Source organism: Microcoleus sp. bin38.metabat.b11b12b14.051 (assembly GCF_013299165.1).
Taxonomy (GTDB): domain Bacteria; phylum Cyanobacteriota; class Cyanobacteriia; order Cyanobacteriales; family Microcoleaceae; genus Microcoleus.
This window is the reverse complement of the sequence record NZ_JAAFKD010000002.1, coordinates 168,357-195,190: the sequence shown is the minus strand read 5'-3', so window position 1 is coordinate 195,190 and position 26,834 is coordinate 168,357. Positions and strand designations below refer to the sequence as shown.

At 47.5% G+C, this 26,834-nt stretch carries 19 protein-coding genes; 11 read left to right on the top strand and 8 right to left on the bottom strand.

Going from position 1 to position 26,834, the window contains the following annotated elements; translation table 11 throughout:
* Positions 1–83 precede the first annotated feature (83 nt).
* The 3 genes from QZW47_RS03365 (at position 84) to QZW47_RS03355 (ending at position 3,107) form a co-directional block, all read left to right on the top strand.
* Complete coding sequence (locus tag QZW47_RS03365; RefSeq protein ID WP_293123871.1) at positions 84–1,271, top strand: endonuclease NucS domain-containing protein; 1,188 nt, start codon at positions 84–86, stop codon at positions 1,269–1,271.
* Positions 1,272–1,552: 281 nt separating this feature from the next.
* Positions 1,553–2,191, top strand: coding sequence for a histidine phosphatase family protein (locus tag QZW47_RS03360; protein WP_293123868.1), 639 nt, complete (start codon positions 1,553–1,555; stop codon positions 2,189–2,191).
* A 148-nt stretch (positions 2,192–2,339) separates the two neighbouring features.
* Complete coding sequence (locus QZW47_RS03355; protein WP_293123865.1) at positions 2,340–3,107, top strand: YebC/PmpR family DNA-binding transcriptional regulator; 768 nt, start codon at positions 2,340–2,342, stop codon at positions 3,105–3,107.
* Positions 3,108–3,353: 246 nt separating this feature from the next.
* On the opposite strand, the gene QZW47_RS03350 is transcribed toward QZW47_RS03355, so the two are convergent.
* Positions 3,354–3,956: a Uma2 family endonuclease gene (locus QZW47_RS03350; RefSeq protein WP_293123862.1), complete on the bottom strand. Its 603-nt coding sequence runs from the start codon at positions 3,954–3,956 to the stop codon at positions 3,354–3,356.
* 343 nt (positions 3,957–4,299) lie between these two features.
* Here QZW47_RS03350 and QZW47_RS03345 point away from each other — a divergent pair, with 343 nt between their 5' ends.
* On the top strand, positions 4,300–6,396 hold the full coding sequence (locus QZW47_RS03345) for a restriction endonuclease (protein WP_293123859.1): 2,097 nt from the start codon (positions 4,300–4,302) through the stop codon (positions 6,394–6,396).
* A 167-nt stretch (positions 6,397–6,563) separates the two neighbouring features.
* Here QZW47_RS03345 and QZW47_RS03340 read toward each other — a convergent pair whose 3' ends face one another.
* From QZW47_RS03340 to QZW47_RS03330, 3 genes are all read right to left on the bottom strand, one after another.
* Positions 6,564–8,432, bottom strand: coding sequence for an adenylate/guanylate cyclase domain-containing protein (locus QZW47_RS03340; protein WP_293123856.1), 1,869 nt, complete (start codon positions 8,430–8,432; stop codon positions 6,564–6,566).
* Positions 8,433–8,601: 169 nt separating this feature from the next.
* Positions 8,602–11,910, bottom strand: a complete 3,309-nt coding sequence (locus tag QZW47_RS03335) for a PAS domain S-box protein (protein WP_293123853.1) — start codon at positions 11,908–11,910, stop codon at positions 8,602–8,604.
* 296 nt (positions 11,911–12,206) lie between these two features.
* Positions 12,207–15,326, bottom strand: coding sequence for an AAA family ATPase (locus QZW47_RS03330; protein ID WP_293123850.1), 3,120 nt, complete (start codon positions 15,324–15,326; stop codon positions 12,207–12,209).
* Positions 15,327–15,575: 249 nt separating this feature from the next.
* Here QZW47_RS03330 and QZW47_RS03325 point away from each other — a divergent pair, with 249 nt between their 5' ends.
* Positions 15,576–15,770 carry a hypothetical protein gene (locus tag QZW47_RS03325; protein ID WP_293123847.1) on the top strand — a complete coding sequence of 65 codons (195 nt, stop codon included), beginning with the start codon at positions 15,576–15,578 and terminating at the stop codon, positions 15,768–15,770.
* Positions 15,771–16,168: 398 nt separating this feature from the next.
* Here the strand turns inward: QZW47_RS03325 and QZW47_RS03320 are convergent, their stop codons facing one another.
* A complete protein-coding gene (locus QZW47_RS03320; RefSeq protein ID WP_293123844.1) occupies positions 16,169–17,281 on the bottom strand; it encodes a hypothetical protein in 1,113 nt (370 codons plus the stop codon).
* Between the two features lie 472 nt (positions 17,282–17,753).
* On the bottom strand, positions 17,754–18,002 hold the full coding sequence (locus QZW47_RS03315; RefSeq protein WP_293123841.1) for a hypothetical protein: 249 nt from the start codon (positions 18,000–18,002) through the stop codon (positions 17,754–17,756).
* 184 nt (positions 18,003–18,186) lie between these two features.
* Between QZW47_RS03315 and QZW47_RS03310 the strand changes: the two genes are divergently transcribed.
* Entirely contained in the window at positions 18,187–18,729 is a 543-nt protein-coding gene (locus QZW47_RS03310; protein ID WP_293123838.1) for a cyclic nucleotide-binding domain-containing protein, read from the top strand.
* A 353-nt stretch (positions 18,730–19,082) separates the two neighbouring features.
* Here QZW47_RS03310 and QZW47_RS03305 read toward each other — a convergent pair whose 3' ends face one another.
* Together QZW47_RS03305 and QZW47_RS03300 are read right to left on the bottom strand one after the other, a co-directional pair.
* Positions 19,083–19,496: a hypothetical protein gene (locus tag QZW47_RS03305; protein ID WP_293123835.1), complete on the bottom strand. Its 414-nt coding sequence runs from the start codon at positions 19,494–19,496 to the stop codon at positions 19,083–19,085.
* A gap of 120 nt (positions 19,497–19,616) precedes the next feature.
* Positions 19,617–20,477, bottom strand: coding sequence for an FAD-binding domain-containing protein (locus QZW47_RS03300; RefSeq protein ID WP_293123832.1), 861 nt, complete (start codon positions 20,475–20,477; stop codon positions 19,617–19,619).
* Between the two features lie 194 nt (positions 20,478–20,671).
* Between QZW47_RS03300 and ribD the strand changes: the two genes are divergently transcribed.
* The 5 genes from ribD (at position 20,672) to QZW47_RS03275 (ending at position 26,709) form a co-directional block, all read left to right on the top strand.
* On the top strand, positions 20,672–21,847 hold the full coding sequence (gene ribD, locus QZW47_RS03295) for a bifunctional diaminohydroxyphosphoribosylaminopyrimidine deaminase/5-amino-6-(5-phosphoribosylamino)uracil reductase RibD (RefSeq protein ID WP_293123829.1): 1,176 nt from the start codon (positions 20,672–20,674) through the stop codon (positions 21,845–21,847).
* Between the two features lie 52 nt (positions 21,848–21,899).
* On the top strand, positions 21,900–22,514 hold the full coding sequence (locus QZW47_RS03290) for a hypothetical protein (RefSeq protein WP_293123826.1): 615 nt from the start codon (positions 21,900–21,902) through the stop codon (positions 22,512–22,514).
* A gap of 297 nt (positions 22,515–22,811) precedes the next feature.
* A complete protein-coding gene (locus tag QZW47_RS03285) occupies positions 22,812–24,836 on the top strand; it encodes a PatA/PatG family cyanobactin maturation protease (protein WP_293123823.1) in 2,025 nt (674 codons plus the stop codon).
* Between the two features lie 12 nt (positions 24,837–24,848).
* On the top strand, positions 24,849–25,064 hold the full coding sequence (locus QZW47_RS03280) for a cyanobactin biosynthesis system PatB/AcyB/McaB family protein (protein ID WP_293123821.1): 216 nt from the start codon (positions 24,849–24,851) through the stop codon (positions 25,062–25,064).
* 133 nt (positions 25,065–25,197) lie between these two features.
* Positions 25,198–26,709, top strand: a complete 1,512-nt coding sequence (locus QZW47_RS03275) for a LamG-like jellyroll fold domain-containing protein (RefSeq protein ID WP_293123818.1) — start codon at positions 25,198–25,200, stop codon at positions 26,707–26,709.
* The last annotated feature ends 125 nt before the right edge of the window (positions 26,710–26,834 follow it).

Genomic DNA, 26,834 nt, shown 5'->3' with positions numbered 1-26,834 from the left:
GAATGGAATTCGCGGCTATACAAACGATGTCCGCCTCCGCGGACTGGAAGACAATAATTACTATTTTATCTACCAGTGTCAAAATGCTCAGCAGCGCAGCCTTAAGGAAAACAGGGACAGGGTGGGAATTTGTCAGCGAAGAGGCTTTAGAGGATTTTGTCGAAGCTCATTTGGAGAGTTTGCTCGGCTTGACACTTATCAAGCGGCAATATACTGTTAACGAACAAAGATGCGATATCATCGCAGTTGATGACAATAAAAGTTTAGCAGTGCTGGAGTTGAAAAACGGTGAAGATCGATATATCGTCCAGCAGTTAACTCGTTATTATCATGCTTTGCTAGAGAGCAAACCTTTTGCCGACCAAGTAAACTACGATCGCCCTGTTCGTTTAGTCGCGATTGCGCCTAGTTTTCACAGGGATAGTTTTACTGATAGGAAGTACAATCATCTACTTTTAGAGTTTTTAGAATTTGCGATAGTTCCTGATAGGGATAATTTATATCTCCATTTGAAAGATGTAGATACTGGGCATACTTCACAAGTAAAGATTACATATCAAGAAAGAGAAAGCACAGAGAATATACCGAGTCCACCCAAAGCACTTTTGAAACTTTTGAGTAAGTGCGAGCTTATTCAACAGCAAGAAATCTTAAAAATTAGGCATAAACTTCTCAGCTTTGATAAGCGGATGGAAGAAGTTGTGTCGGCTGGGAGTATCAAGTATGGAAATGGAAACAGTAAAAATAGTAAATTCTGTGCTGAGTTATGTTCGGATAGCAAAGGAACTATAATCTTATTTCTATGGCTGCCATTAAAAAACCTGACAAGTAAAACTATTGGCAGAGCAAGAATTTGGACAAATTGGAATAACAAGGCATTGATCGAAGGTTATGTTAAAAGTGGAGTGGGTAGAAAAATATCAGCGACAAAAAAAACTATCATATATCGCGGCTGGAAAATGATTGCTATTTTAAATCCAGATAACTATAAAAAATATAATGAATACGAAAGGCAGAATATTTATGAAAAAATTAAGCGAAGTAATATTGATACTGCTTGGCAAGCCTATAAAACAATTCTTAATTCCCAGTTGGTAACATATGAAGAATTGAGATGTATAGAAGAATATATAGCAGATATAGAGGTAAACACAGTAGTTCCTGGAGTATATGATTTTTATTATTCATTTAAAGAACTTACTTTGTCATATCACTCTATAGACTCATTGATAAATTTATCCTTGGATAAGTGGCTATCAAAAATTCAATAAAAGCTAAAGCGATCGCACTTTTCACCCCTTGCCAAAATCCACCATCTATCTGTATCTATCTGCGTGCATCTGTGGTTAACAAAATCAAACCAATAACTTGACAACAAATCAAATTACCTAATTTTGATATAATTATGACTTACGCATTGGTAGCCAGAAACCGGGTTTTTGCCGAAAATCCTGCGCTGTCGTCCACAGATTAAGTAAAAAACCCGGTTTCTTTGATCGTGGTGCGTAAGTCCCGATAATATTACATCTAGAAGCAAAACTAAAACCAACTTATGCCGCAAACAGTTTGGATCGCACGCCACGGAAACCGCATCGACTTCGTTAACCCCGACTGGTTTCTCAGCGCTGAACACCGCTATGACCCCCACCTTTCCGAAGATGGTCACGTCCAAGCTAAACAACTCGCCAATCGCCTCAAAGGTGAAGGAATTTCTCATATTTTCGCTTCGCCTTTTTTGCGTACTGTCCAAACGGCAAACTACGCGGCGGAAGCTCTCGATTTGTCCATTAAACTAGAGTGGGGACTCTGCGAATGGCTGAATTCTGACTGGATGACGGAAATGCCGGAAACTGAATCTGTCGAGGATTTGTGCAGGCGTTTTCCGAGGATTGATGCTTCTTATAAAGGCGGTATTGTTAGTTATCCCGAAACGGGCGAAGCTTGTCTCAAAAGGGCGGGAGACACTGCAAAACGCCTCGCTGCTGAGTTTTCTGAGGATATGTTATTGGTAGGTCATGGTTCGTCGGTTGTCGGAAGTGCGATCGGGCTAGCGGGCCCTGCTAATACGAAAATTAATGCTGCTTTGTGCTGTTTGGTGAAAGTGGTGCGCGATCGCAGCGAATGGTCGATCGCACTTCATGGCGATACTTCTCACCTCACGGACTCTGAAACCGTTGTCCGCTTTAATTAAAGTTGACATTCGTGCGAAAAATCGCATTCTATGCTATGTGTACGGGTAAGGTGTGCAGTGCACACCCTACGCTAATCTGGTCTGTAAAAATCAGAGTGCTATCATTTAATGTCGATCGCACGTTGTAAATCTTAAATCTCAAATCGGTATGTCTGGACACAGTAAGTGGGCGACTATTAAACGCCAAAAAGCGAGAGTTGATTCCGCTAAAGGCAAAGTTTTTGCTAGAATATCTCGCGAAATAATTGTCGCCGCCCGCAGCGGAGTTCCCGATCCTGCTGGCAATTTTCAACTGCGGACAGCTATTGAAAAAGCCAAGGCGGCAGATATTCCTAGTGAAAATATCGAAAGGGCGATCGCCAAAGGTGCCGGTTTAGCCGGAGGGAGTTCCGAATTAGAAGCCATTCGCTACGAAGGTTACGGCGTTGGTGGCGTAGCGATTCTGATTGAAGCGCTGACAGACAACCGCAATCGCACGGCGGCTGACTTGCGAGAAGCTTTTAATAAAAATGGCGGCAATCTGGGCGAAAATGGTTGTGTGGGCTGGATGTTTGACCACAAAGGAGTTTGCACGGTACGCGGCCCGATTGATGAGGAACAATTGTTTGATGCGTCGCTAGAAGCAGAAGCGGAATCCTATGATTTGATATCAATTGATGAGGATACCGAAGGTGCAGAGGTTTTTACAAGCGTGCCGAATTTGGAAAAATTGGCTGATGTTTTGAAACAAACAGGTTTTGCAGTTTTACAGTCAGAAACTCGCTGGATTCCGAGTAATACGGTGGAAATTGAGACTCCTGAAAAAGCTCGATCGCTGCTTAAATTGATGGACGCCTTGGAAGATTTGGACGACGTGCAAAGCGTAACGGCTAATTTTGAAATGACGGATGAATTGATGTCTGCGATTATGGTATAATGGGTGCATCTCAACGAGTGCAAGGGCGAAGCATTCTGGCAGACAACTTATTAGGAATGAGAATTAAATAACTTCCACAAGTTTGTGGGACGGGCGGGACATCCCACAATAAAAATTAAAATTGTAAGTTATTGTAAGTTATTTAATTCGCGCTCCTTAGTGATAACCAGAAATTTACTGCCGGAATGCTTCGCCCCTACGAATATATTTGCAAAAATGAGATGCACCCGATGTAACTATCTCGCATTACCAGATTTTTGCCATTCGCAAGACAAATCCCGGTAACTCTGGATCTGCGCTCACTGTTTCAGGATTATCCAAAATTTGAGGTTCGCGATCGGGACGGTAGATGTAGACTTTTCTGTTTTTGCGATCGATCAACAAGCCGAGCGATACACCGTTGTCAATATATTCTTGCATCTTTTTTTGCAATCCCTTGAGAGTGTCACTAGAAGACCGCAATTCAATCACAAAGTCTGGACAAATCGGGGCGAATGAGGCTTTTTGTGCTTCAGTTAAGGCATTCCAGCGCTCTAGTTTAATCCATGAGGCATCGGGGGAGCGGGTTGCTCCATTCGGCAAGGTAAAGCCTGCACTGGAGTCAAACGTTTCACCTGTGCCATCTTCTTCTGCCCAGTTCCCCAATTGTATGGTAATCTTGAAGTTGCGGTTCCCTGTATCTGAAAAGGCTGGTGGCATAATGATAACTTCTCCACTGGCTGTACGCTCAATTCTCAAATCGCGATTAACTAGACAGAATTCAGAGAACTGTTCAACAGTCATCAATTCGATCGCAGGGAGATTGACGATCAGTGGGATGCTTTCGGTTTGAATTAGCAGCGTCGTCATGGTTTTTCCTCATTTGGTGCAGGCGTGACATCAAGAGACTGTTGCACTCAGACATGATAAGCGAGGAGACGGCACGTGCAGTGTCCCTACATTAATCACCGTAGAGAGACGGCACGTGCAGTGTCCTCATTTCGGATAATATTAATTCCGATGCAACCGGAATTGATAGGACAGAATACCTTAATCTTACTCTATCTTAGCAAAATTCGTAGGATGCGGATACATCGACAATCCTCAAAAAAGAGCGAGAATCTAATAGCGACGCACCTGTTATTTTTAATAACCCAGGAAACAAACCTAATATTTTTCTTGTAGCCAGCTTTTTTATAAATGGTATAAACCCATGCCAAATAACAACGAAACCAAAACAGATAGCACCCACTCAGAACAAGTTCCATCAGTAATCGAAGTAGCAGAAACTAACGATCAATGCAAATCGGATGTGCAGGCTAAACCAGAGGATACATCCAATTGGTTCGGTTCCGTTTTCGGAGCCGTCTCTGCAAGCGCGAGTGCGGTGGGAAATGCGGCGGCGAGTGCTGGAAGTGCCGTTGTTGATACGGCGAGTGCGGTGGGAAATGTGGCCGCGAGTGCCGGAAGTGCGATCGTTGATACGGCGAGTGCGGTAGGGAATGCGGCGGCGAGTGCGGTGGGAAATGCGGCGGCGAGTGCTGGAAGTGCGATCGTTGATACGGCGAGTGCGGTGGGGAATGCGGCGGCGAGTGCCGGAAGTGCCATTGTTGATACGGCGAGTGCGATGGGGAATGCGGCCGCGAGTGCCGGAAGTGCAGCAATGCAAGTTCCCAATTTTTTGGGTTCATCCATCGGTTTGATTTCCCAAAGTCCTATCCTGAAAAAACTGACTGAAAAGTTCAAAATCGACTGGTTAGTTAATGCTATAGATGCTGTTGATGTCGTGAATGCCGAGGCGCAAGTTCGAGAGTTACAGCGCCAATATCCTCACGAGAAACCCCAAGAAATCGCACATCACTTGATGGTGGAAAAAGCCTTGCTAGCGGCAGGAACTGGCTTGGCTAGCAGTTTAGTCCCCGGCGTGGCTTTGGCGTTGGCTGGCATGGATTTAGCGGCAATGACTGCGTTATCTGCTGAGTTGGTTTATCAAATTGCTGCCGCCTATGGCATGGATTTGCGATCGAGCGATCGCAAAAAAGAAGTTGTCGCTATTTTCGGTTTATCCTTGGGTAGCAATTTAGCGATCGAAGCTGGAGTTACCCTTGTCAGCAATATTCCCTTAGCGGGTGCGGTGATTAATGCTAGCGCCAGTGCCGCCATGATTTACGCGATGGGATACGGTGCTTGTCGGTTTTATGAAGCGCATCTCGATTCCTCGAAAATCGAAACTAAGCTCGAAGATTTACGAGAGGTATTGCAAGCGGAAAGTGAGCAATATTTAGAAAAAGCGATCGCACAAGAAACGGTGATGGATTGGATTTTGGTGTATGTCGTCTATGCGAGCAAAAAATTTACCCGATGGGATGAGTTATTGCCGGAATTACAAGCGGCGAATTTAAATCCCAGGACTTTAGCTGAGATTGAAGCTGTGACAAACAAGTCTAAATTGCTTCCCAAGTTGGATATTTTACTCGAACAACTCGAACTTGACTTTGCCGAACCACTTTTAAAGCGATGCACTGAGATTATCGAGGCTGACGGTGAAATTAATGAACAAGAGGGAAAAATTTTGCTGACAATTCAACGGGCTGTTTTGAGCAAAAGAAAGCAAGCGAAAAAACAAGCCCAGCCAACTTTGATCCAGGATGCTGTATCGACCCCCACTGAAGCACAAACTGAAGTCCAAGCTGCATCACAAACTCCCTCTTTATCTTCTGATTCTTCTACTAATAAATTGAGTTCAAGTATGCTGCAAAACTTCAAAAAAATCTTAAAAGTTGCTACGATATTAGACTTGCCCAAAATTGCTGAGTTAATCGATGCTGAATCACAAACTTCCTCTCGCTCTTCTCATTCTGCTTCTGCTAAATTGAGTGCAATTCTGCTGAAAAAATTTAAGCAGATTTTAGCAGGTTCTACGCGGTTAGAAGTGCCAGAGATTGGGTATTTAATCGATCAGGTCGATCGCATGACGGGAGAAGAATTTGAGGAATTTTTGGCCTGCTGTTTCCGCAATCTCGGCTATGCGGTCGAAATGACACCCAAAACGGGGGATTTTGGTGCGGACTTGATTCTCTCTAAAGCCCGCAAGAAAACCGTTGTTCAGGCAAAACGCTATCAAGGCAAAGTGGGAAATTCCGCCGTGCAAGAAGTGGTGAGTGCCGTTAAGTATTATGGGGCGCAGGATGCGATCGCAATTACGAACAGCGAGTTTACATCCAATGCTCATAAACTGGCTCAAGCGAATGGGGTACAACTCTGGGGACGAGAACAGTTAATTGATTTAGTAATTCGAGCTAAAAAATAACGGATCTAGGATTTACGCATAATATCATGTCCAGTCGATTACCGTAACAAAAACGGTTTGTAGTGCGGACTTAAGTCCGCAGCATTTTGCGGACTTAAGTCCGCACTACGAACGAACGAATCTGATTGCGGTCAATCGATCGGACTGACTAACCCTGCGTCCTGGAATTATTTCTTTCCAGTCAACAAATATGTCACCATGTATCCCTTGCCCTTAACTTGAATGGCGCCCCGCTTCTGAAAAGTATATTTATCTTTTAATATTTCATAGGTTTCGGCAGTGACTTGAATGCAGCCTGTTATCCCGTGGGATTCCATGCGCGAAGCAATATTTACTGTGTCGCCCCACAAATCGTAAATAAACTTTTTTAAGCCGATGACGCCGGCAACTACTGGGCCGCTGCTAATTCCGATCCGAATGCTGAATGGTTCGGAATGATCTAAGCTCAGAAGCCGGATTTCGTGTAGCATATCGATCGCCATATTCGCCACCGCCTCCGCATGATCCTCTCGTGGCGTAGGTAAACCGCCGACAACCATGTAAGCATCACCAATAGTCTTAATTTTCTCTAATCCGTGGCGATCGGCTAAATGGTCGAATGCTGAAAAAATATCGTTGAGCACTTTCACCACCGCAGTCGCTGAAATTCTCGACGACAGCTCTGTAAAGCCTACAATGTCGGCAAACATCACAGTTACTTCCCCAAAACTTTCGGCGATATTGTGTTCATTGTCCTTCAAACGCAGGGCGATCGCTGCCGGCAAAACGTTGAGCAACAGTTGCTCGGATTTAGCTTGTTCGAGTTCCAACTGTAGGTAAGCAGCCTGCAACTGCTCGGCTTGATGAATTCTTTCTCTGGCTAGCTTTTCAATTTGGGCGGTGCGGCTCAAAGCTGTCAGCATATATGTCACCGGTAGCAGAGTCCACAGCATCCCCATTGTCAGGGTTCCCCAAGAGCGCCAGTGCTTGCGAGTGCTGCGAATTTCCGGCGTTGCGGACACGTACAGATACCACTGGCGGCCGCTAATTTTTGGCAGCCTTTGACAAGCTGTATAATCCGGGCCTGGATTGTCCAGAATCGGACAGTTTGACTTGAGGGCTGCTTCCGCACCGGGCGATGCAGTCAGCACTTGTTGGGTGTCGGATTGGAACAGCAACGCAAATTGCTGAATTTGGCTCTGGGCAGCCTGATTTGGGAGAACGCGATCGCCCCCGTGCGGTAACAGCGGCAGGGCTTGTTGCTTGTCTGGAGCCTCGCTGGCGAGATAAATGTTCAGGTAGTCGGTATTGCGTCCTTTTAAAGACGTTTGGAAAATATCTTTGCCTCGAAATACGCCCAGTACAAATCCTTGCAGCAGTTGGCGGCGGGATTCGAGGGTAGTGGGTTTAGTGCTGTTTACGTAAATCGGAACTATTGCCAAAAGACCCGGTTCTCCAGGAGTTACCTCAGCTATGCCGGGGTAGCTGGTGACAATCATTTCTCCAGTATCGCGCGAGCGATCGACCGCGGCGCGAATTTCTGGGTGAGAAGCCAAATCAAAGCCGAATACAGTCTCGTTTCCGGGTGTAGGTTCCATGTAGAAAACCGGCAAGTATTCCGAACGATCGCCCGCTTTGCGGAGTTCTCCTCGGGGGCCGCGTTCTGTAATCTCGAAGCTGGGGTCGGTTTCGGTTCTGGCTTTGGCTTCGTAGCTGCGCCGCTGCGAATTGGGGATGCGCGGGGCCCAAGCCAGCAGTTGCAGGCTGGGGTGGATGGATAGGGGACGCCCGACAAACCTGGTAAAAGAGGAACGTTCGACGGCGCTAAAGGCTTTCATGTAGTCGCTGAGGGCGAGAACTGCATCTAAGTCGGAGTTGAGCTGGCGTTCGATGCCGATCGAAATATCATCAATGCGGCGGTGCATTTCGTAGTCGCGGCGCCTGTCCTCCCAACTCCAAACCAAAGCAAATGATAGGGCCGACAGGCCCACACCCAAAACGAGCGTCAACCCGGCTGGAATGTAGCGAGACCAGGATAAAGGTAGTTTTTTCAGCATAATTGCCTAGCGAATAAGGGCAGCAGATCAGCGCACTGCGCCAGCGAGATTAATTTCGGCGTCTGAGTGCCGTTAATTCACAACCCTGATAACTACAAGCACCGATGGTCATGGGAAATTAAAAGTTAAATATTGAAACTTTTACATAAACTTCTTCGCTTCCCGTCGCTCAGCAGGGAATTTCAATCCAAAATTCTGCTCCCTGTCCGGGCGCGCAGATGCACCGCAAACTTCCCCTATGTTTTTCTACCACAATCTGATGGCTGATGGACAATCCCAAGCCTGTGCCAGACCCGACCGGTTTGGTGGTGAAGAAAGGGTCAAACAGCCGTTTGCGAACGTCTTCGGTCATTCCCGGGCCACTGTCGGCGATGCAAATGACCAGGCGATCGCCCTCACCGACTTTGCTTTTACTGTTGTTTTTTAACCCCGCTTTTTTCATCAGCGTGCGAATCACGATCGTCCGGGGTTCATTTTGATTTTGCAGAGCATCGATCGCATTGCTGATAATATTGAGAAATACCTGATTTAACTGCCCCGCACAACAGTAAATTTTCGTGATTTTTCCGTATTCTTTAATAATTTCTATCCGTTTGTTTTCACAGCTTTTGCTCAACTTGTGCTGCAAAATCAACAAAGTGCTGTCAATTCCTTCGTGAATGTCTGCCCACTTCATTTCTGATTCGTCCAACCGCGCAAAGTTCCGCAGCGACAGCACAATTTTGCTGATTCTTTCTACACCTGCTGTCATAGACTTTAGCATTTTTGGCAAATCGTCCTTGAGGAAATCTAACTCGATTTGTTCAATTTTTTCTGCAATCTGAGGTACGGGGGACGGGTAGCAGTTTTGGTAGACATTCAAGAGTTCTATTAAATCGTTAAAATAGTGGGATGTATGAGAAATATTGCCGTTAATAAAAGTTGCGGGATTGTTGATTTCGTGAGCAATGCCAGCCACCATCTGACCGAGGCTCGACATTTTTTCTGATTGCACTAATTGGATTTGAGCGTGTTGGAGCTGCTGGTAAGCTTCTTGCAATTGGGCTGCTTGTTTTCTCAATTGAGATTCGGAAGCTTGGAGTGCGGCTGCGGAAATTTTACGGTTGGTAATATTTTCAATCATCCCTAAGTTGTAAATAGGCTTGCCTTCGCCGTCTCGAATCACAGTAGCTGTCACGTTTACCCAAACAATTTTACCTGTGGCAGCAATCTGGCGGATTTCGATTTGATAGCTGCTAATTTCTCCGCGAGCGAGAGCAGCAGCCACCTGCATTTTTTTTTGATTGTCTTCAGGATGCCCAATCTCTACATAGGTTTTTTCCAGCAATTCTGTTGCCGTATATCCCAACATTTCGCAGTAACTTTTATTGACTTCGAGTAACTTGTTATCATTTAAATGAGCTAAGTAGATACCGATGGGTGCATCTTGAAATATTTTGCGAAATAGTTCTTCGCTGGCCCGGACTTTGGCTTCGAGGGAAAGGCGATCGGTGAGGTCTTCAAAAGTACACAAAATGCCGACGACATTGCCGTTACTGTCGTGCAAAGGTATTTTACTTGTATCCAGCCAGCGCTGGGTGCCGTTGGCTTGCAGTTGGGGCTCAATAATGTGATATTCTGGGGTGTTTGTTGCCATGATGCGGCGATCGCAGGCTCGAAAAAATTCTGTTTCTTCGGGCTTCCAGGGCAGATCGAAGTCGGTGAGACCGACGATTTGACTCGGGTGATTCAAACCTGCTACATCGGCAAAATTTTTGTTGCCGCCCAGGTAAACTGAATCTCGATCTTTCCAGGCGATAAACTGAGGGATGTTGTTGATTACTAACCACAGCATTTTTTGGGAGCTTTGCAAGGCTTCCGTGCGTTCTAGGACGCGCTTTTCTAGTTCTTGATTGGCTTGTTCTAGGGCAATTTTTGACTCGCCCAGAGCGATTTCTGCTAGCTTGAGATCGCTGATGTCGATTGTCACTCCTTCCCAAAGTATATCGCCGCCCGGTTGCAGTTCGGGGCGGGCAGTGGCGCGAATCCATTTCAATTTTCCTGACTTGGTGACGATCCGTCCTTCATGTTTCCAAGGTTGTAAAGTTTGTGCGGAGATTTCTAGAGATTCTGACAATGATTGTATGTCGTCTGGATGCACGGCTGACCACATAAAAGCTGAGTTTTTTTGCAGTTTTGCTGGGTCTAATTCGTAGAGTTCCCAACAGCCGGGACTGACATAAATGAATTCATTGGAACCGTCGGGATGCAGCAAGTATTGATAAATCATTCCCGGGATGTTGGCTGCCATTTTTTGAAATCTGGCTTTGCTGTGGCGCAGTGCTGATTCAGCTTGTTTGCGATCGCTAATGTCGATCAACAAACCGTCCCAAATAATATCACCTGCTTCGTTCATTTCTGGGCGCGAAGCCCCGCTAATCCACTTGACGCGATCGCCCGGTAAAACTATTCTACCTTCCCACCGCCAAGGTTCTAATGTTTTAGCTGAGATAGCAACTGATTCCTGGAAGTTTTGCGCGTCCTCTGGGTGAACCATTTCGATGACGCGAATAGCAGATTTTTGAAACACCTCTGGTTCTAATTCGTAGAGTTCGCGACAGCCGGAACTGACGTAGGGGAATGACACACTACCGTCTGCTGCTAGCTGAAATTGATAAATCATCCCGGGAACGTTGGCGGCTAATTTATGAAACCTCGCTTCGCTTTGGCGCAGTGCTGTTTCAGCTTGGACGCGATCGGTAATATCATAAAATGCCGATAAAATTGCTACTTCGCCGTTAAAATTAATCGATCGCATCGACATTTTTACCCAAAAAAAACTGCCGTTTGCTTTTTTGAGGCAGATTTGCTCGCTGTCGCTAAAGCCGTGTTGTTTGACTAATTCTATTAATTTATGGCGATCGCTCACCTCGGCATAAAAGTTGCTTTTCTTGCTACCGATCAGCTTTTGGGAATTCAAACCGAAAGTTTCGCACAAAGCGGGATTTGCGTACAAAATCGTGCTGTCTTCCAGGCGGGTAATCAGCATGGGAACAGGAGTCGCAGTGGCGATCGCCCGCAACCTTTCTTCGCTTTCTTGCAGGGCTGTTTCGGCTGCTACTCTGGCGGTAACGTCATTTTGAACTCCGATAAAATGAGTGAGCTTTCCGCCGCCATCGAGAACCGGGGAAACGGTTAATTCGTTCCAAAAAGCAGTTTTGTCCTTGCGGTAATTTTTGAGAACTACCTTAATTTCGGTGCCCGATCGCAAACTGCTACGGAGTCTGTTTAATTCGGCGCCATCGGTATCAGAGCCTTGCAAAAATCGGCAGTTGCGCCCCAGTATTTCTTCCGGGGCGTAGCCGGTCAGTTTCTCAAAAGCAGGATTGCAGTAGATAATAGGTACGTCAGGCCCCGTAGCATCTGCAATCACAATGCTGTTGCTCGACGCGGCGATCGCCCGCTCTAGGAGAGACAGGTGAAAAGATTCTGTTGTCATCAGTCGCAGTATCCATGCTCCCCAGGAGCGGACAGAACAATAATATTTTTTTAAATAGCTTGCAGTCTGGTTATTTTATTATCTTATTTTAATTCAGGGCCATTCACCAAGCCAGCAGCCAAAAGGCGGCGGCGGGAGCAGAATAATATCCTGGCTGCGCGGCACTCAGAACGATCGTTTTCCGATCCGTGCGAGGAGAGGCTCGCACTGTATCAGTAAAGTACAAGACCAAGGGTGAAAATACTGAGGCTTTCTACTTCGATCTTCTCCTGATTTTATAGCGGCAGTCAACCATTTTAAATTGACAAGCTCAGCCCCGAACCCCGAGCAGTTTTGGTGACTTCAATTCTGGCTTGAAAAGCTTCTTTGAGGTGCGGCATATGGGTGACAGTGAGAATGCAGGCGAAGTCGGAGGCGATCGCATTAATTGCAGCAATCAGGCGATCGCACCCTTCAGCATCCTGAGTACCGAATCCCTCATCAATAATCAACATTTGCAAAGCCGTACCCGCCCGCTGAGACAGCAATCTCGCCAGCGCCAGCCGAATCGCAAAATTAATCCGAAAAGCTTCGCCGCCAGAGTAAGTTTCGTAGGGGCGAGTACCGCGAGCATCAGCAATTAAAATGTCTAAAGTGTCAATCAATTTAGTGGCTTTTTTTGAAGCAGCCGCCCGCTGAGTAATAAATTGCACGTGCAACTGATTGGCGCTCAATCTCGACAATACCTGATTAGTTTCAGCTTCTAGTTGAGGCAAAACATTTTCAATCATCAAAGCTTGAATGCCGTTTTTGCCAAAGGCTTGACCCAACTCTTGATAAACTTTGTATTGGCGTTTAGCAACCTGCATTTGCTCTTTTTGAACTCCGAGCTGAACCTGCAAAGCTTCCAGATTTTGCTGCTGTTGCTGGAGCCTTCCCAGACTTCCCAAATGCTGGTCTAGTTGCTGGCGGCGGCGGCCCATTTCTTGTTCTACAGCGCTGATGCGAGCGGCGGGATCGGGATGTTCTTGTAACTGGTGGTTCATCGCACTGATTTGAGCGGTAACAGCTTGCAAATCGCGATCGCGCACGGCGATCGAATTTGCGATTTCATCAACCCGCTGCTGCACTTGCGGGTACTGCTGAGTTGCCGAGATCAGTTTTTCGGCGCGGGCGATCCAAAATTGCGTTTTACGCATTTCGCTGCGGACGTGTTCGTGCTGTTCCAAGTTATAGCCAACTTCCGCAATGTATCTATCTAAAGACAGAATTTGCTGCTGGATTGGGGAGCTATTTTTTTGCTGTTCAAACTGTTGTTGTACGGCGCTCAATTGAGCTTGCAAATCCGGGCGGCGGCTGTTAATTTTCAGCAGTCTTTGTTGAGCGTCTTTGATTTGAGCTTGTTTAATTTCCGCCCACCGCAAGCGCTTTTCATCGCTGCGGGCGAGCGAGTGACTGCGATCGCTGTAATCGAGCAGTTGCAGTTGCTGCTGGATTTGCTGGAGTTCGCGCCACTCATCGGCTGCATACTCGCCGGCGCTTAGCAACCGCTCGATTTCCCCCGCATCTTGACGCATACTTTGCAAGCGGTTTTCGTCTTGGCCCAGGCCATCCAATTGTGCTTGTAAATGGCTGCGGCGTTCCCGCAATTCTTGATAGGGTGCTAATTCCTGTTCTAGTTCGCGGTATTCATGTCTGAGCACTTGAATTTCGCGCTCGGAGACGGCCAATTGTTCCCGCACTACCCACAGTTGGTTCCAAATTTCCTGCTGTTGGGAGTGGTGTTTGGCGACTACCAAATTCCAGTAATGTTCGTCTAAAGGTCGATCGCACAAAGGACAATTCCCAAAATTTGCATCCCGCACCATTAAAGGCGAATGTGCTTGGTGAGTTTCCGCAAAATTGGCAGATTTACCTTCACTGGCGCTAGTTTCTCCTTCGTTTTTACGCAACAGTTGCAATTTTTGGTCGATTTCAGCGAGTCGGGTTTGATAGTCGCGGCTTTTGGCTTGCAGGTTTTCCAGAAAGCTGTGCCTTTCTTGGCCTTTTTCGCGAACTCGTTCCTGGTAAACTCGCTTGTTTTCTAACTGCAAAATTTGATTGGCGATGACCGAGATTTCCTGCTGCAATTGGGGTTGGCGCTGCTGTTGTTGGCCTTGCAACTGTCGCTCGATCTCAGCTAAGCGGGCGGTTAAACCGGCTTGGGCGCGATCGAGCTTTGTTTGGATCTGCTGCTGCTGTTGGATCAGCGGCGAAACTTGCAGTTGCAGTTGCTCTAACTCGTTGAGGCGCGATCGGGCAGATTGCAACTGCGCGAGTCCTTTGTCAACCTCCGGCTGCTGTTTGAGAATCTCTAGAACATCTTTTTCATCTTGTTCTAAGACATCTAATTGAGCTTGCAACTGCTGAATTTTGTTTTGCAAAATGCTCAATTCTTGCCGTTGCTGTTCTTGTAATTTTTGGCGCTGATTTTGGGCTTGTTGGTCAGATTTAAATTTCTCGCCCAGACTCTCTTCTGTACCTTGCAAGTTGTGGAAATAAGCAATTCCTGCTGTTATTTCATTTTCTTGGGCGAGCAGGGCTTGCAGTTCGTTTTGCTGCTGCTTGGCGGCGCCGAGTTCTTGCTGCAAGCGGCGGCATTCTTGAGAGATATTGTAGTGGTGTTGTTGGTGGCCGGAGAGGAGTTTTTGCCAAGTTTGGCGGTTGTGGTGTTGGAGTTGCAGTTGCTGCAACTCGGTGCTGTCGGCTTGCTGCTGTGAAGAGAGCAAATCGGTGGCTTGCTGCAATTGAGTTTGTTCCGAGGCGATTGCTTCGGTTTGTTGCAGTTGCTCTTGGGTTGTCTGCAAGCCGTGTTTGAGGACTTCGACTTTGGTTTTAAATTCTCTCGACTTTTCCTTGGCTTGTTCGGATAAAGTATCGTATCGATCGAGTTTGAGCAGGTTGGCTAAAACTTGCTTGCGTTCGATCGGCTTTTTGAGCATAAACTCATCAGCCCGCCCCTGCCGCAAATAGGCGGAGTTAATAAAAGTATCGTAATCTAGTTTGATATGTTCGAGGATTTTCTGCTGAGTATTTCTCAGCCCCTTGTCCGTGAGCGTCCGAAAACTCAGTTGATCCTGAGTTGGGGCCGAATTCAAGCTGACTTGAAATTCCAAACTTCCCGATTGTCCGCGGCGGCGGTTGCGAATCACGCGGTAGATTTGGCCACCCGTGGAAAAAGTGAAATCAACGCGCACATCAGTTTCGCCGATATGGATAATATCGTCTTCTGTATCGCTGCGACAACAGCCCCAAAGTGACCAGGCGATCGCTTCTAAGAGAGAGGATTTACCAGCACCGTTAGGCCCGCAAATGCAAGCTGTGTGAAGTCCGCGAAAGTCTAAAGCAGCTTCCCGATAGCTCAGAAAATTTTTGAGTGTCAGTTGTATAGGAATCATTTAAAGCCATCGCGCCATACAATCTATTTATAAATAACACTATTTGTGTGCTGTTGCCTAGTTATTCAATCCAGATATTTTTTTACCCGCTCCTCGGAGTCAGGATACCGCAGTGCAGTTTCCCAAGAATGATTAATCAGGTACCGCTAGGTAGCAATTCGATTGTCCGATCCTGTTAATTTTGCAAATCCTCCCCCAAGCCTGAGTAGGAAAACAGCATTGTCGCGTCCTCCCAACAGGCGCATATGCGTGCGATACGAGGGAAACGACATTACCTTTCGTAGCGTCAAATTAAGCTTAAAACCGTCGATCGACCTCGATGCGATCCGATACCAGATTGCCCCTGACATTCTGCTGGTTGTAGCCGGTGCTAGGGCGATCGGGCAAGTGCGATCGACACCATTATGCGATCGCCACACAGAATATACAAGATTGCAAAAATAGCCAGGAACAGGCTCTCCGGCCTGTTCCACACCAATATTTTTTTGTGTCGAAGCGGCTCTGGGGCCCGTTCCAATATTCGCTCGAAAGGACTTAGGCAAGATATCTAATAGGTTGAAAGCCTCTACCTTCCAGAGAGAAGTCCCCCTCCGAAGCCAACTACCAACTGTCAACCCCTCGACTCCGCTCGGGGCTCTTCTGTCAACTGTCAACCGTCAACCCCTCGACTCCGCTCGGGGCTCTTCTGTCAACTGTCAACTGTCAACTGCCAACTGTCAACTGTCAACTGAGAAACTGTCCTTGATTGCTGGGAATTTGCCACCATCAAAAAGGGTTGACTGTATTGCTACAGCCAACCCAGTGTCTATTTAGTTGTCGTGCGCTTGCTCAAACAGCTAAAACTATCTGACAATATTTGGGAAAGTATAGCCGACACCGACTAACAATCCCACTTCAGCTCCGTCGAGAAAACCCACATTCAGCCCTGCTGTGGCTGTAAAATTTCTGGACAGCGGTACATCGATACCCCCTGTAATCAGGAACCCAAAATGACCGTTATCGCCGGTCGAAAGTACCACGCCGGCACCTGCATAAGGAGCAGCGGTAATCACAAAGTCATCGCTAACTTCGACAGCATCTTGAGATACAAAATCGTAGGTAACGGGAAGTAGAACAGTTAAGTTGTCGCGGAACAAAACACTAGGTCTCACCGAGAAATTGCTTGTCAAACCAATTTTGCTAATAATCGCAAAGGAAGTGTCGCCTAGGGCTGAATCTCCGCCAAAACCTATATTACCGCCAATCCCGACGTAGCTGGGGCCAGAACGCGTAGCTCGGCCGGGTCTGATGGTGGTGCCTGGTTGAGCCAATATCTGAGATTTGTCAGAGACTGTTGCGGGTTTTTGGGCAATTTTTGGTTGGTTTGTCAGAGATGAAGCCGAAGTGCTGACAGGATTGCTTAACACTTCTCGTGCTGTTTTGACTTCTTTTTCTTCCTTGGCTGCTGTCAGTTCCGAATTAGGGCGATCGGCAACAATTGAGGTAGGTCGATCGCTCTTTTCGGCAGTTTCCACCGCGGGCTGCACTCTAACGCTATTATCAGCAATTTTAGGTGTTTGTTCCGACTTTTCTGCTTCAGCAGCAACGGATGTATTTTGCACAGTTTCAGTCCCAGCAATATCCGATGTTGTGGCTGCGGATGCGGGCGGTGCTGCAACAGAGGCGATCGAGTTGGCTGCTGGCGTGGGGGCTGCTGGCTCTACCGCTGCTGTGAGGTCGATCGAACTGATAGAATCAATTTTTGTATTACTAGCCGTTGTTTCGGCATCTGGTGTAACTGCTGGAGTTGCCGCAGGCTCAGAAATTTGGTCAATATTTTGAGCTGCCGCATTTGCGGTTGTACCGAGTTCGGGCAAGTTGCCTGTTTCAGCTTTCGCTGGCAGGGTGCCGCAACAAACAGCTAAAGCTGCAAGATTTATTAACGCAAAAGCAGACTTGGAAAATAGACTATTCATAGACACTCCTCAATGAATGGTGTGTTAAAAGTGTAAGTGTTTGAGAGCTAAAGTTGAGAGCTTTGCTAAAAAATGACACAAAAAAGAGTTGTGTTGTTCCTAGATTGGCATTCAACCGTTTAACAGTCAACTCTCTCTGCTGATTAGATTCAACAACAGACAGCCGGTTTATCGGCTAATTTTAATTTACACATCGAGCTGCTAAAAATCAATCCTTGGGAGGATTTCACCATCACTGCTCGTGCCGCTTTCCCCAAAAAAATGCCACCCCAGACTACCTCGAAACCAACAGCTCGATCGCTGATTCCCATCTAAAATCTCAAATCTAAAATAGTATTGACCGTCATCACAGGGGATTCAAGCCCCCACCTTTAGGTGGATTGTTTTTAGGCAGGGGCTTAAATCCCCTGCCTAAAAACTTCGCACTCCGAAGTCAACCCCTCGACTTCGCTCGGGGCTCTTCTGTCAACTGTCAACTGTCAACTGTTAAGGGTCGATCGCGCGCCGCCAACAGCATTCTACAATGATGTACTCGGGGGCGCTGCACTCTCGACAACAGCCCAAAAACCCGGCTGTTGGTGGCGTACCCGCTCGCCACACACATACAGCAAACTGCAATAAATGTTGCTTTTGGCAATCGAGGCGTCCGAAACAAGGGTAGTGGTATCGGGCGGGCGATCGGCTGCTGCACTTGCTGGCGACAAGTAATGTAGAATAGCACTCATGCTCGCGATGAATTGTAGATCGATCGTGTCAAAATTACTGAATATAATTGGAATCGTGTAAAACTTAGTATTTTATTGGTAAAGTTTAGGCTTCGTTTTCGCTCAGAATCTGACCCTCTGACAACAGCACGCAACTAAGCAAGTAAAAAAATACAAACTATCTTATCTCAACCTGACTTTATGAGCAAAGTTCTAGTAATCTTAGGCGAATTGAGCGATCGCGACATCGATTGGATGCTCGCCAACGGCACCCGCACCAAAGTTCCCCCCGGCACCACCTTGATCGTCGAAGGTCAACCCTTAGACGCCCTTTACATAGTTCTGGATGGAACTTTGAGCGTTTCTGTATCATCTTTGGGCAACAAAGAAATTGGCAAAATTATCTGCGGGGAAGTGTTGGGCGAAATGTCTTTTGTAGACGGGAGGCTTCCTTCTGCTAGCGTTACGGTGATCGAAGAGTCGCTGATTCTGTCAATTCCCAGGCGGCTGCTGACGGAAAAACTCGAGCAAGACGTGCTGTTTTCCCTGCGGTTTTACCGCGCGATTACTAAATTTCTGTCATCGAGGCTGCGGGGTACTGTCAGGCGTTTCGGCGAAGATACTGATTATTTAATATACCAAGACCCTGACGACGAGCGGGCGATCGGGCTAAATAATATGGAAAGTCCAGATTTAGCTCAATCTAGGTTTCAATGGCTGTTGCAGCGTTTGAAGGGCAGTTGAGTCAGTTGTCAGTTGTCAGTTGTCAGTTGTCAGTTGTCAGTTGTCAGTTGTCATTAGTCAGTTGTCATCAGTCATTGGTCAGAGGGAACAGGAAAAAAATAAGATAGTCGGTTTTGGCTGTTGCTTAGGAATGAAAATTAAATAACTTTTGCCTGTTTTGCTTTTTTGCTTGTTACCAGGCTCTGCCTGGTAACGCATATCTGGAGGCTCTGCCTCCTTTTACCCCACAGCTTATACACTAAAGGATTGTAGGAGGTGCTTAAGTTATTAAATTTTCGTTCCTTATTTTTCGACCAATTCCCAATTCCCAATTCCCAATTCCCAATTCCCAATTCCCAATTACCAATTCCCAATTAAAAAACATATTTTTCGGCGACGCGCCAGTAGCGGGAAAAACGCTTTAAATCAATGTAGCCATCGTAGCGGACAAAGGCTTCGGGGGGCAAAACTTCTACAGGCATAGAGCGCCTAATTTCCCGGCAAATATCGTCAAACCTAGGACTGGGACTTTCAGCAGTCACCACTTGATTTGCACCGGATTCTCGTGCAAAAGTGATAACTTCCGCCACCACATCGCCGCGCCGAATAACTACCGGCAACTCTAGCAAACATTCGTAAATAAACACCATTCGTTTGAGACTCAACTGCCATTCACCGATGAGCGCGTCGTCCCAAACCCAGATTGCTGGTGCGTCTGGGTGTGCTTGAAATGCGGGGCCTTGTGGACTCAAACAGTCGCCGTGCAGCCAAATAATTGGATTGTTCATAACTTGGTAATTGGTAATTTGGTTTGTAGTGAGGACTTCAGTCCTCTGAATTTGATGCGGACTGAAGTCCTCACTACAAACCTTTATCAAACATCATGTAGAGTATGTTGGCGAACTTGCTTAATTTTTCCTTCCCTTTTGAGGGCGTTGCCAACTTTTAGAACCGCCGGTACGATCGACCTTTTCCCCATTCGGAAACAACTTGCTCTCCAAATATTCGTAACTTCCCTCAAAATCGCATTGTCCGTAAAAAGGACAATCGCGACAATACACCCGCTTAGTATAACGCTCCAGATTTTCCCGATTGAAAAAATAAGGTTTGTGACTAAAAGTGCTGGCTACCCACTGCCAAGAAAGATTGTTGCTGGCTGGATCTCCGTCTAGCAAGTGTTGCAAAAACCAGCGAGCTCCGGCTTGCCACCGCACGCGCCGCCAGTGTACCAGATAAGCAGCCATCCACATCCGCTGGTGGTTGTGCAAATAACCTGTTTCCTGCAACTGGCGGCTGAAACTGTCGATGCAAACTAAACCAGTAGTGCCTTCGACTACATCCTGCGGCAGAGTTTCGCTGTAATCTTTAGCAGTGTAACCAGTTTTGTAGGGTTCGCGATCGCTCCAAATTCCATTGCCAAATTCGGCGTACAGTCGTTGCCAGTAATCCCGCCAACCCAACTCGTTGACGAGTTTGACAGCATCTTCTGGATGCCGCACCTTGGCTAGCACGGCATCGCGTACTTCTGCAAGACTCAAAACGCCGTAACGTAAATAGGGCGACAAGCGGGTTACGGCACCGTTGAGGAAATTGCGGGTGGAGGCGTATTGGCTGGGGTCAATTTGTTGCAGCACTGTCTCGGCTGCTTTGCGCCCGCCTGCGGTTGCGGGTACGTTGCTATCTCGGGCGGCGGCTTCGGGGAACTGTTGGCGCACGTAGGCTATTAATTCCTCGCGACTGGCAAATTCCCGCTGCATATCCTGACTCATCGTTTTTTCTCAAGCGCCTGTTCTGATTTCTTTATGTTAAAGCTATTTGTTGGCTGGTGTGGGGATCGATCGCCCGACGCGCGATCTGATCGACCTTGAGTCAACACGCGCGCAGATACAATCGATCGTCGGGCTGCTCGCCTAAATTAGCATCAAACTAACTAAACTGAGGTTAGATATCAGAGCAAAATCTCATGGAAACTTATCCGGCGGACGCTAAGGCGATCGCCAGCTTAGCAAAGCCACAGCAGCAAGGTACAAAACAACTGGACAACAGCGAAATTCAAGAGTTCGATCGAGCCATGATGCGCCGCTGCATAGAATTGGCCCGCCGCGCCCTCGGCAAAACCGCACCCAACCCCCTCGTAGGTGCCGTAGTTGTCAGAGACGGCAAGATTGTCGGCGAAGGGTTTCACCCCGGTGCCGGTCAACCTCACGCCGAAGTGTTTGCGCTCCGTGAAGCCGGGGAACTCGCCGCCGGAGCGACAGTTTATGTCAATCTGGAACCCTGCAACCACTACGGGCGGACTCCTCCCTGTTCCGAAGCTTTAGTTAATGCCAAGGTGGCAAAAGTAGTGGCTGGGATGGTCGATCCGAATCCGTTGGTAGCGGGAACTGGGCTGGCCCGGTTGCGGGAAGCGGGGATAGAAGTGGTGGCGGGAGTGGAAGGAGAAGCTTGTCAAAAACTCAACGAGGCTTTCGTACACCGCATTTTGTACCGGCGACCTTTTGGAATTTTGAAATATGCGATGACTTTGGACGGTAAAATTGCTACCAGTAGCGGTCACAGCGCTTGGGTGACGGGCCAGGAGGCTCGCAGCGAGGTACACGTGGTGCGCGTCGGCTGCGATGCGGTGATTGTTGGCGGAAATACGGTGCGTATGGACAATCCCCTATTGACTAGCCACCAGCCTGACAGAAATAATCCTCTGCGGGTGGTGATGAGCCGCACTCTGGATTTGCCGAAGTCGGCTTGGTTGTGGGAAACCTCCTCGGCTGCTACTTTGGTGCTGACTGAGCCTGGGGCTAACCCGGAATTTCAGGAGTTTTTGATGGCTAAAGGGGTGGAAGTTGTGGAGTTGTCGCCGCTGACGCCGACTAATGTGATGGCTTATTTGTACGATCGAGGTTTTCTTTCTGTACTGTGGGAGTGCGGCGGCACTTTGGCGGCCAAGGCAATTGCTGAGGGTGCAGTCCAAAAAATTATGGCTTTTATTGCTCCTAAAATTGTGGGCGGGCGAGAAGCTCCTACTCCTGTGGGAGATTTGGGTTTTTCGGCAATGACTGATGCTTTGACTTTAGAGCGGGTTTCTTGGCGCGCGGTGGGTGCAGATTGTGTGGTGGAAGGCTATTTTAAAATTAAAGATTGAAAGTTAAAAGCGAGTCTTTTTTGTTTTTAATTTTTAACTTTTAACTCCTTTTATGACTGAAATTACGATCTGGAGTTTGATGGTTGGCAGTCTCGGCTTGGAGGCTGCAATTGCGGGTATTTTGGTGATCCGCGAGCAATTGTCGGCAGGGCAAAAATGCGATGAGGAGGAGGAAGTTTTGACTCGGCACGAATCTCAAGAAGATAATTTTACGGCGCCTGAAAATGCGATCGCCAACGGCAATCCCAAATCCGATCGCGCTCAGAAAGATGATTTGACAGTTTGGGAGTACAAGATTGTGCGGGCTAGCAGCGATTTGTTTCGCAATCCGGCGATTTTTCACAAGCTGTGTCGGGAAGAGGCGGAGGTGGGCTGGATTTTGCTCGAAAAGCTCGATGACAGGCGGGTACGGTTCAAACGTCCGATCGCGCTGCGGGACGCCCCGAGACCGAATTTACCAACGTTTGACCCTTACCGCAGTCATTACGGCCCGATGTCGAATGCGATGACTTGGGCGGCGGCGATCGTGTTTCTGAGCGCGATCGTGCTACCTGCTGTTTTGGGCTATGCTTTGGTGTCGGCTACTCTCAGCAAAAGTCGCTCTAATTGGCCTCCGACACCGATTCAATCTGTACCTTCTCCTGGCGGCCCAACAACTAATAATTGAAACCTCGGAAAGAAGGAAGTTCGGCAACCGAATTCTGTCTCATGAGTGAATAGCGATCGCCTCTCTTCAGAGGTATGCACAATACAATCATTTTGTCAATGGGTAAGTCTTACTTACCTCGATCCTCGATCGAAATCTGCGGGTTGTAGGCGGTCTGACCCCCTCATGCTTCTACCCGGATCGAAAGCTACAAAAATTTACATTAAATTTGTCATAGAGAGAAATTTAGCAGTACAGCCTGCTGTAATATATTTTCCAAGCTTTAGAAAAGCTTGGTCAAAGTATTTTTCAGAGTTCATGCCCGACTTAACAGAGCTACCAGGTATCCGAGAGCTGTGGACAAAAACTCAAGGAGATTCGCAGATTTGCGTAGCAGTCCTTGATGGGTTAGTTGACCGGGTTCACCCCTGTTTTGAGGGAGCAAATCTGACGCGGCTGCCAACCTTGGTCAAGGGGGAAGCACAAGTCTCAGGTGCCATGTCGCTGCATGGCACGCACGTTGCCAGCATCATTTTTGGTCAGCACAGAAGATCTGAGGTACGTGGCATAGCGCCGCAATGTCGGGGCTTAGTTGTTCCGATTTTTGCGGACGATCGCCTGAAACTGGCTCAACTCGATCTATCTCGGGCGATCGAGCAAGCCGTCAATGCAGGAGCTCACGTCATCAACATCAGTGGCGGTCAACTGACGGAAATAGGTGAAGCCGAAGGCTTGCTGGCAAAGGCGGTGCAACTGTGCCAAGAACGCAATGTTTTAATTGTGGCCGCAGCGGGCAACGACGGCTGCGAATGCTTGCACGTTCCGGCCTCACTTCCGGCTGTCTTGGCAGTAGGGGCAATGGACGATCTGGGCTTGCCGATCGACTTTAGCAACTGGGGTGAAACCTACCAAAATCAAGGCATTCTGGCACCAGGAGAAAATATCTTGGGGGCCAAACCAGGAGGAGGCACAGTCAGGTTGAGCGGTACCAGTTTTGCAACACCGATTGTATCTGGAGTTGTGGCTTTGCTGCTCAGCTTGCAAATTCAGGCGGGAGAAACGCCCGATCCTGGAAAAGTACGAGATGCCATTTTAAAGAGTGCCTTACCTTGCGATGCAGATCTACCAGAGAGCGATCGCCGCTGTTTGGCTGGAAAGCTCAACATTCTGGGCGCAACTTATTATTTACTTCAAGGAGGAAAGATGTCCGAGGAATTAGAAGGAGTTGAAGCAGCAGGCTGCGGCTGCGACGGAACTATTGATCTGGGCTCGGGGGTTTCTGAGCAAGTGCCGGAATCTCTCAACCAAGCGCCCGAACTTTCAAACTTAGAACTCTTTACTTCAGCGGCTTCAGCAGAAGTAAGCCCCTCTATACCAGCAGCTACAGCAGCAGAAACTTCTTTGCCCCGCCCAATCAATTCATCTAGTGCAGGAAACTCTTTTATGTCCAACAACAGACCCACCGGCATCGCAGCCAGCCAAGCACCCAGCGATTTGGAAGATTCCCAACTCGTCTACGCCTTGGGAACCCTAGGCTACGACTTCGGCAGCGAAGCAAGGCGCGACTCGTTTAAGCAACTCATGCCTGCCTATGAAATTGAGAATACCGCAGTGCCGTCCAACCCCTACGACGCCCGTCAAATGGCGGACTATCTGGAACAAAACCCATCGGAAGCAAAAGCTTTAATTTGGACGCTTAACCTGGAATTAACGCCGGTTTACGCCATTGAGCCGGTCGGAGCTTTTGGCCGCGATGTCTACGGGATTTTGCAAGAATTTTTGGCGGGTCAGGTAGAGGCGGAAGAGAGCGAAAATTATGTAGAACGAGTCACCATTCCAGGGGTACTCAGCGGCAGAACTGTGAAACTTTTCTCAGGACAAGTGGTGCCGGTGATTGAGCCGCACAACACGCGAGGAATGTACAGTTGGAAAGTAAATACCCTCGTCACGGCTGCTTTAGAAACGGTACGGACTACCGCAACAGAAGCAACTGAAGAAACGATGCGGCGCACCCTCGGCAGCTTCCTCAACCGCATTTACTACGATTTGCGGAACTTGGGAACCACTTCGCAAGACCGGGCGCTCAACTTTGCAGCTACTAACGCTTTCCAAGCCGCTTCTACCTTCGCTGAAGCAGTCGCGACAGGCATGGAACTCGACAGCATCACAGTAGAAAAAAGCCCGTTCTGCCGACTTGATAGCGATTGCTGGGATGTGAAATTGAAGTTCTTTGACCCAGAAAACAGCCGCCGAGCTAAGAAAGTTTACCGCTTTACAATTGATGTGAGCGACATTATCCCAGTGACGTTGGGCGAAGTGCGTTCTTGGTCTACTCCTTACTAATTTGGACATATTATGAAGCTGCCGAAATTATCAGCACCTGTGAAAAGACCGGAACTCATTCACCCCTACCATTCTGTGGATGTTGTGAACGGCCGGTCAGAAGATTTGGTTGACATTCGCATCGATTTGATGCACGGGGCAAATTACAATGACCCAGCAGCTTTTGCTTACCGCAGTTATCAGCAGCTTAAAACTTCTGGTTGTGGCTGCTGGGGCGGCAGGCGGTAAAAACCACTTTTGTCATTTTTTCTGCCCAAAATAACGGCTAATTTTTCAACTAAAAAGTTTAGATATGAAATGGGAAACTTAGCCTCCTTCTCCAATTCATATCTAAACTCTTAAGCTAGCAGGAATCAAAGTGATGACGAATCTCCTAAAGAACAACCGACCAGTTCTGACCTTTGACGGGGTAAAGAGTTATGTTGCCATCCCCCATATTTCCTGCGAACTAGGCAACAACTTTACCGTAGAAGCTTGGGTGAAAACTAAAACAAATAAGGGGGTGCAAAGAGTATTTTCGGAGCATCCAGCTTGGGGTTTTGGTTTATTTAACAACCAGCTTCGGTTCACGGTTTATAAGAGGAAAAATTACAACACTACCTCAGCTAAGCTTGTAGCAGGCACTTGGTTTCATCTAGCGCTAGTATTTGAAGCTAACAGCAAGCTACATTTTTATGTAAATAGTGAACTCGTGCAGACTTTGGATGGCAAACGCCGGAAAAAATCTAGCAGCATTAGTTGGTTGATTGGCACGAAAAATCCTCAAGGTGCAGAATGCTGGAAGGGTCAACTTTCGGAAATCCAAATTTGGAATAAATGCCGCAGTCAGGCAGAAATTCAAGCGGATATGTCTCGCTGTTTGGCAGGAAATGAACCGGGACTAGCTGGCTATTGGCCTTTCAATGAAGGTACGGCCAATACAGTTTGCGACAAGACTCAAAATGCTAATCACGGGACAATTCACGGGGCGACTTGGGAGTTTTCAGAAATTCCTGCGATATCAGAAGTAATTGCAACACAGGAGATAGTTACTATGACGAATACGAATGCTGTGCAAGAACGTTTGCAAACAGTGCTTAATTTTGACGGCATTGATGACAAGATTGATGTTGATTATGCCAAGGAAATCAATCCCACTACGTTCACCGCTGAAATGTGGGTGATGTTCATTGGAGGCGACGGATACCGATCGGTATTGACTTCGCGGGATGGCTCTGATGTGAATGGTTGCAAGGGCTATTTGTTCTACGCAACTCCCGATATGAAATGGGAGTTTTGGCTGGGTAGCGGTGAAGTGGGAGCGAGTTGGACTGTGTTGGGTGGGCCGAGTATTGAGATTAATGTTTGGGTACATTTGGCGGGGGTTTACGATCAAAAATCTCAAACTGCTCATTTCTATGTCAACGGGCAAGAAGCGAGCAAGCAAGAGAATGTCAAGTTTAAAGCAAATACTAAACGTCCCCTCCGCATTGGTGCGGGGAACACAGAACAACCGGGTTACGGAGATTATTTATTTAATGGTAAAATCTCTGAGGTTCGTGTGTGGAATAAAGTGCGGACGGCTAAGGAAATTCAATCGAAGTTAGTTCACCGTTTAAAGGGAGATGAACCAGGGTTAGTAGGCTACTGGTCGCTATCGGAAGGGTCGGGGACTTTGGCGCGAGAGAAGGCGAAAAAACCTCAAAATGGCAAGATTTACGGAGATGCAGTTTGGAGTCAGTCGTTAATGCCAATTATTGACGCACCCGACGCGAAAGACCGATTGTTAAATTCGACGGGTTTGGAAGATTACGGTTACTGGTGGAAGAAGTTGTCTGAGGCACAAGCTGATAGGCCAAAAGTACCTTTCCGTCGGGGTCGGATTTGGTCTTAAATTGGTTCTGGAAGGCATCGCTTCTGAGTCTAATACCAATTAGAAAAAATAATGCAACATTAGTGGTAGGGTGTGTCGCCACGAACAAGCCCTAGCTACCTATCGACAGTTTAACAGCGACGCAC

Coding starts and splice junctions, on each gene's coding strand:
- ribD (WP_293123829.1), top strand. CDS start 20,672: ATGGAAACTTATCCGGCGGACGCTAAGGCGATCGCCAGCTTAGCAAAG.
- QZW47_RS03330 (WP_293123850.1), bottom strand. CDS start 15,326: ATGATTCCTATACAACTGACACTCAAAAATTTTCTGAGCTATCGGGAA.
- QZW47_RS03280 (WP_293123821.1), top strand. CDS start 24,849: ATGAAGCTGCCGAAATTATCAGCACCTGTGAAAAGACCGGAACTCATT.
- QZW47_RS03355 (WP_293123865.1), top strand. CDS start 2,340: ATGTCTGGACACAGTAAGTGGGCGACTATTAAACGCCAAAAAGCGAGA.
- QZW47_RS03275 (WP_293123818.1), top strand. CDS start 25,198: ATGACGAATCTCCTAAAGAACAACCGACCAGTTCTGACCTTTGACGGG.
- QZW47_RS03310 (WP_293123838.1), top strand. CDS start 18,187: ATGAGCAAAGTTCTAGTAATCTTAGGCGAATTGAGCGATCGCGACATC.
- QZW47_RS03365 (WP_293123871.1), top strand. CDS start 84: ATGCTCAGCAGCGCAGCCTTAAGGAAAACAGGGACAGGGTGGGAATTT.
- QZW47_RS03285 (WP_293123823.1), top strand. CDS start 22,812: ATGCCCGACTTAACAGAGCTACCAGGTATCCGAGAGCTGTGGACAAAA.
- QZW47_RS03290 (WP_293123826.1), top strand. CDS start 21,900: ATGACTGAAATTACGATCTGGAGTTTGATGGTTGGCAGTCTCGGCTTG.
- QZW47_RS03335 (WP_293123853.1), bottom strand. CDS start 11,910: ATGACAACAGAATCTTTTCACCTGTCTCTCCTAGAGCGGGCGATCGCC.
- QZW47_RS03320 (WP_293123844.1), bottom strand. CDS start 17,281: ATGAATAGTCTATTTTCCAAGTCTGCTTTTGCGTTAATAAATCTTGCA.
- QZW47_RS03305 (WP_293123835.1), bottom strand. CDS start 19,496: ATGAACAATCCAATTATTTGGCTGCACGGCGACTGTTTGAGTCCACAA.
- QZW47_RS03340 (WP_293123856.1), bottom strand. CDS start 8,432: ATGCTGAAAAAACTACCTTTATCCTGGTCTCGCTACATTCCAGCCGGG.
- QZW47_RS03300 (WP_293123832.1), bottom strand. CDS start 20,477: ATGAGTCAGGATATGCAGCGGGAATTTGCCAGTCGCGAGGAATTAATA.
- QZW47_RS03350 (WP_293123862.1), bottom strand. CDS start 3,956: ATGACGACGCTGCTAATTCAAACCGAAAGCATCCCACTGATCGTCAAT.
- QZW47_RS03360 (WP_293123868.1), top strand. CDS start 1,553: ATGCCGCAAACAGTTTGGATCGCACGCCACGGAAACCGCATCGACTTC.
- QZW47_RS03345 (WP_293123859.1), top strand. CDS start 4,300: ATGCCAAATAACAACGAAACCAAAACAGATAGCACCCACTCAGAACAA.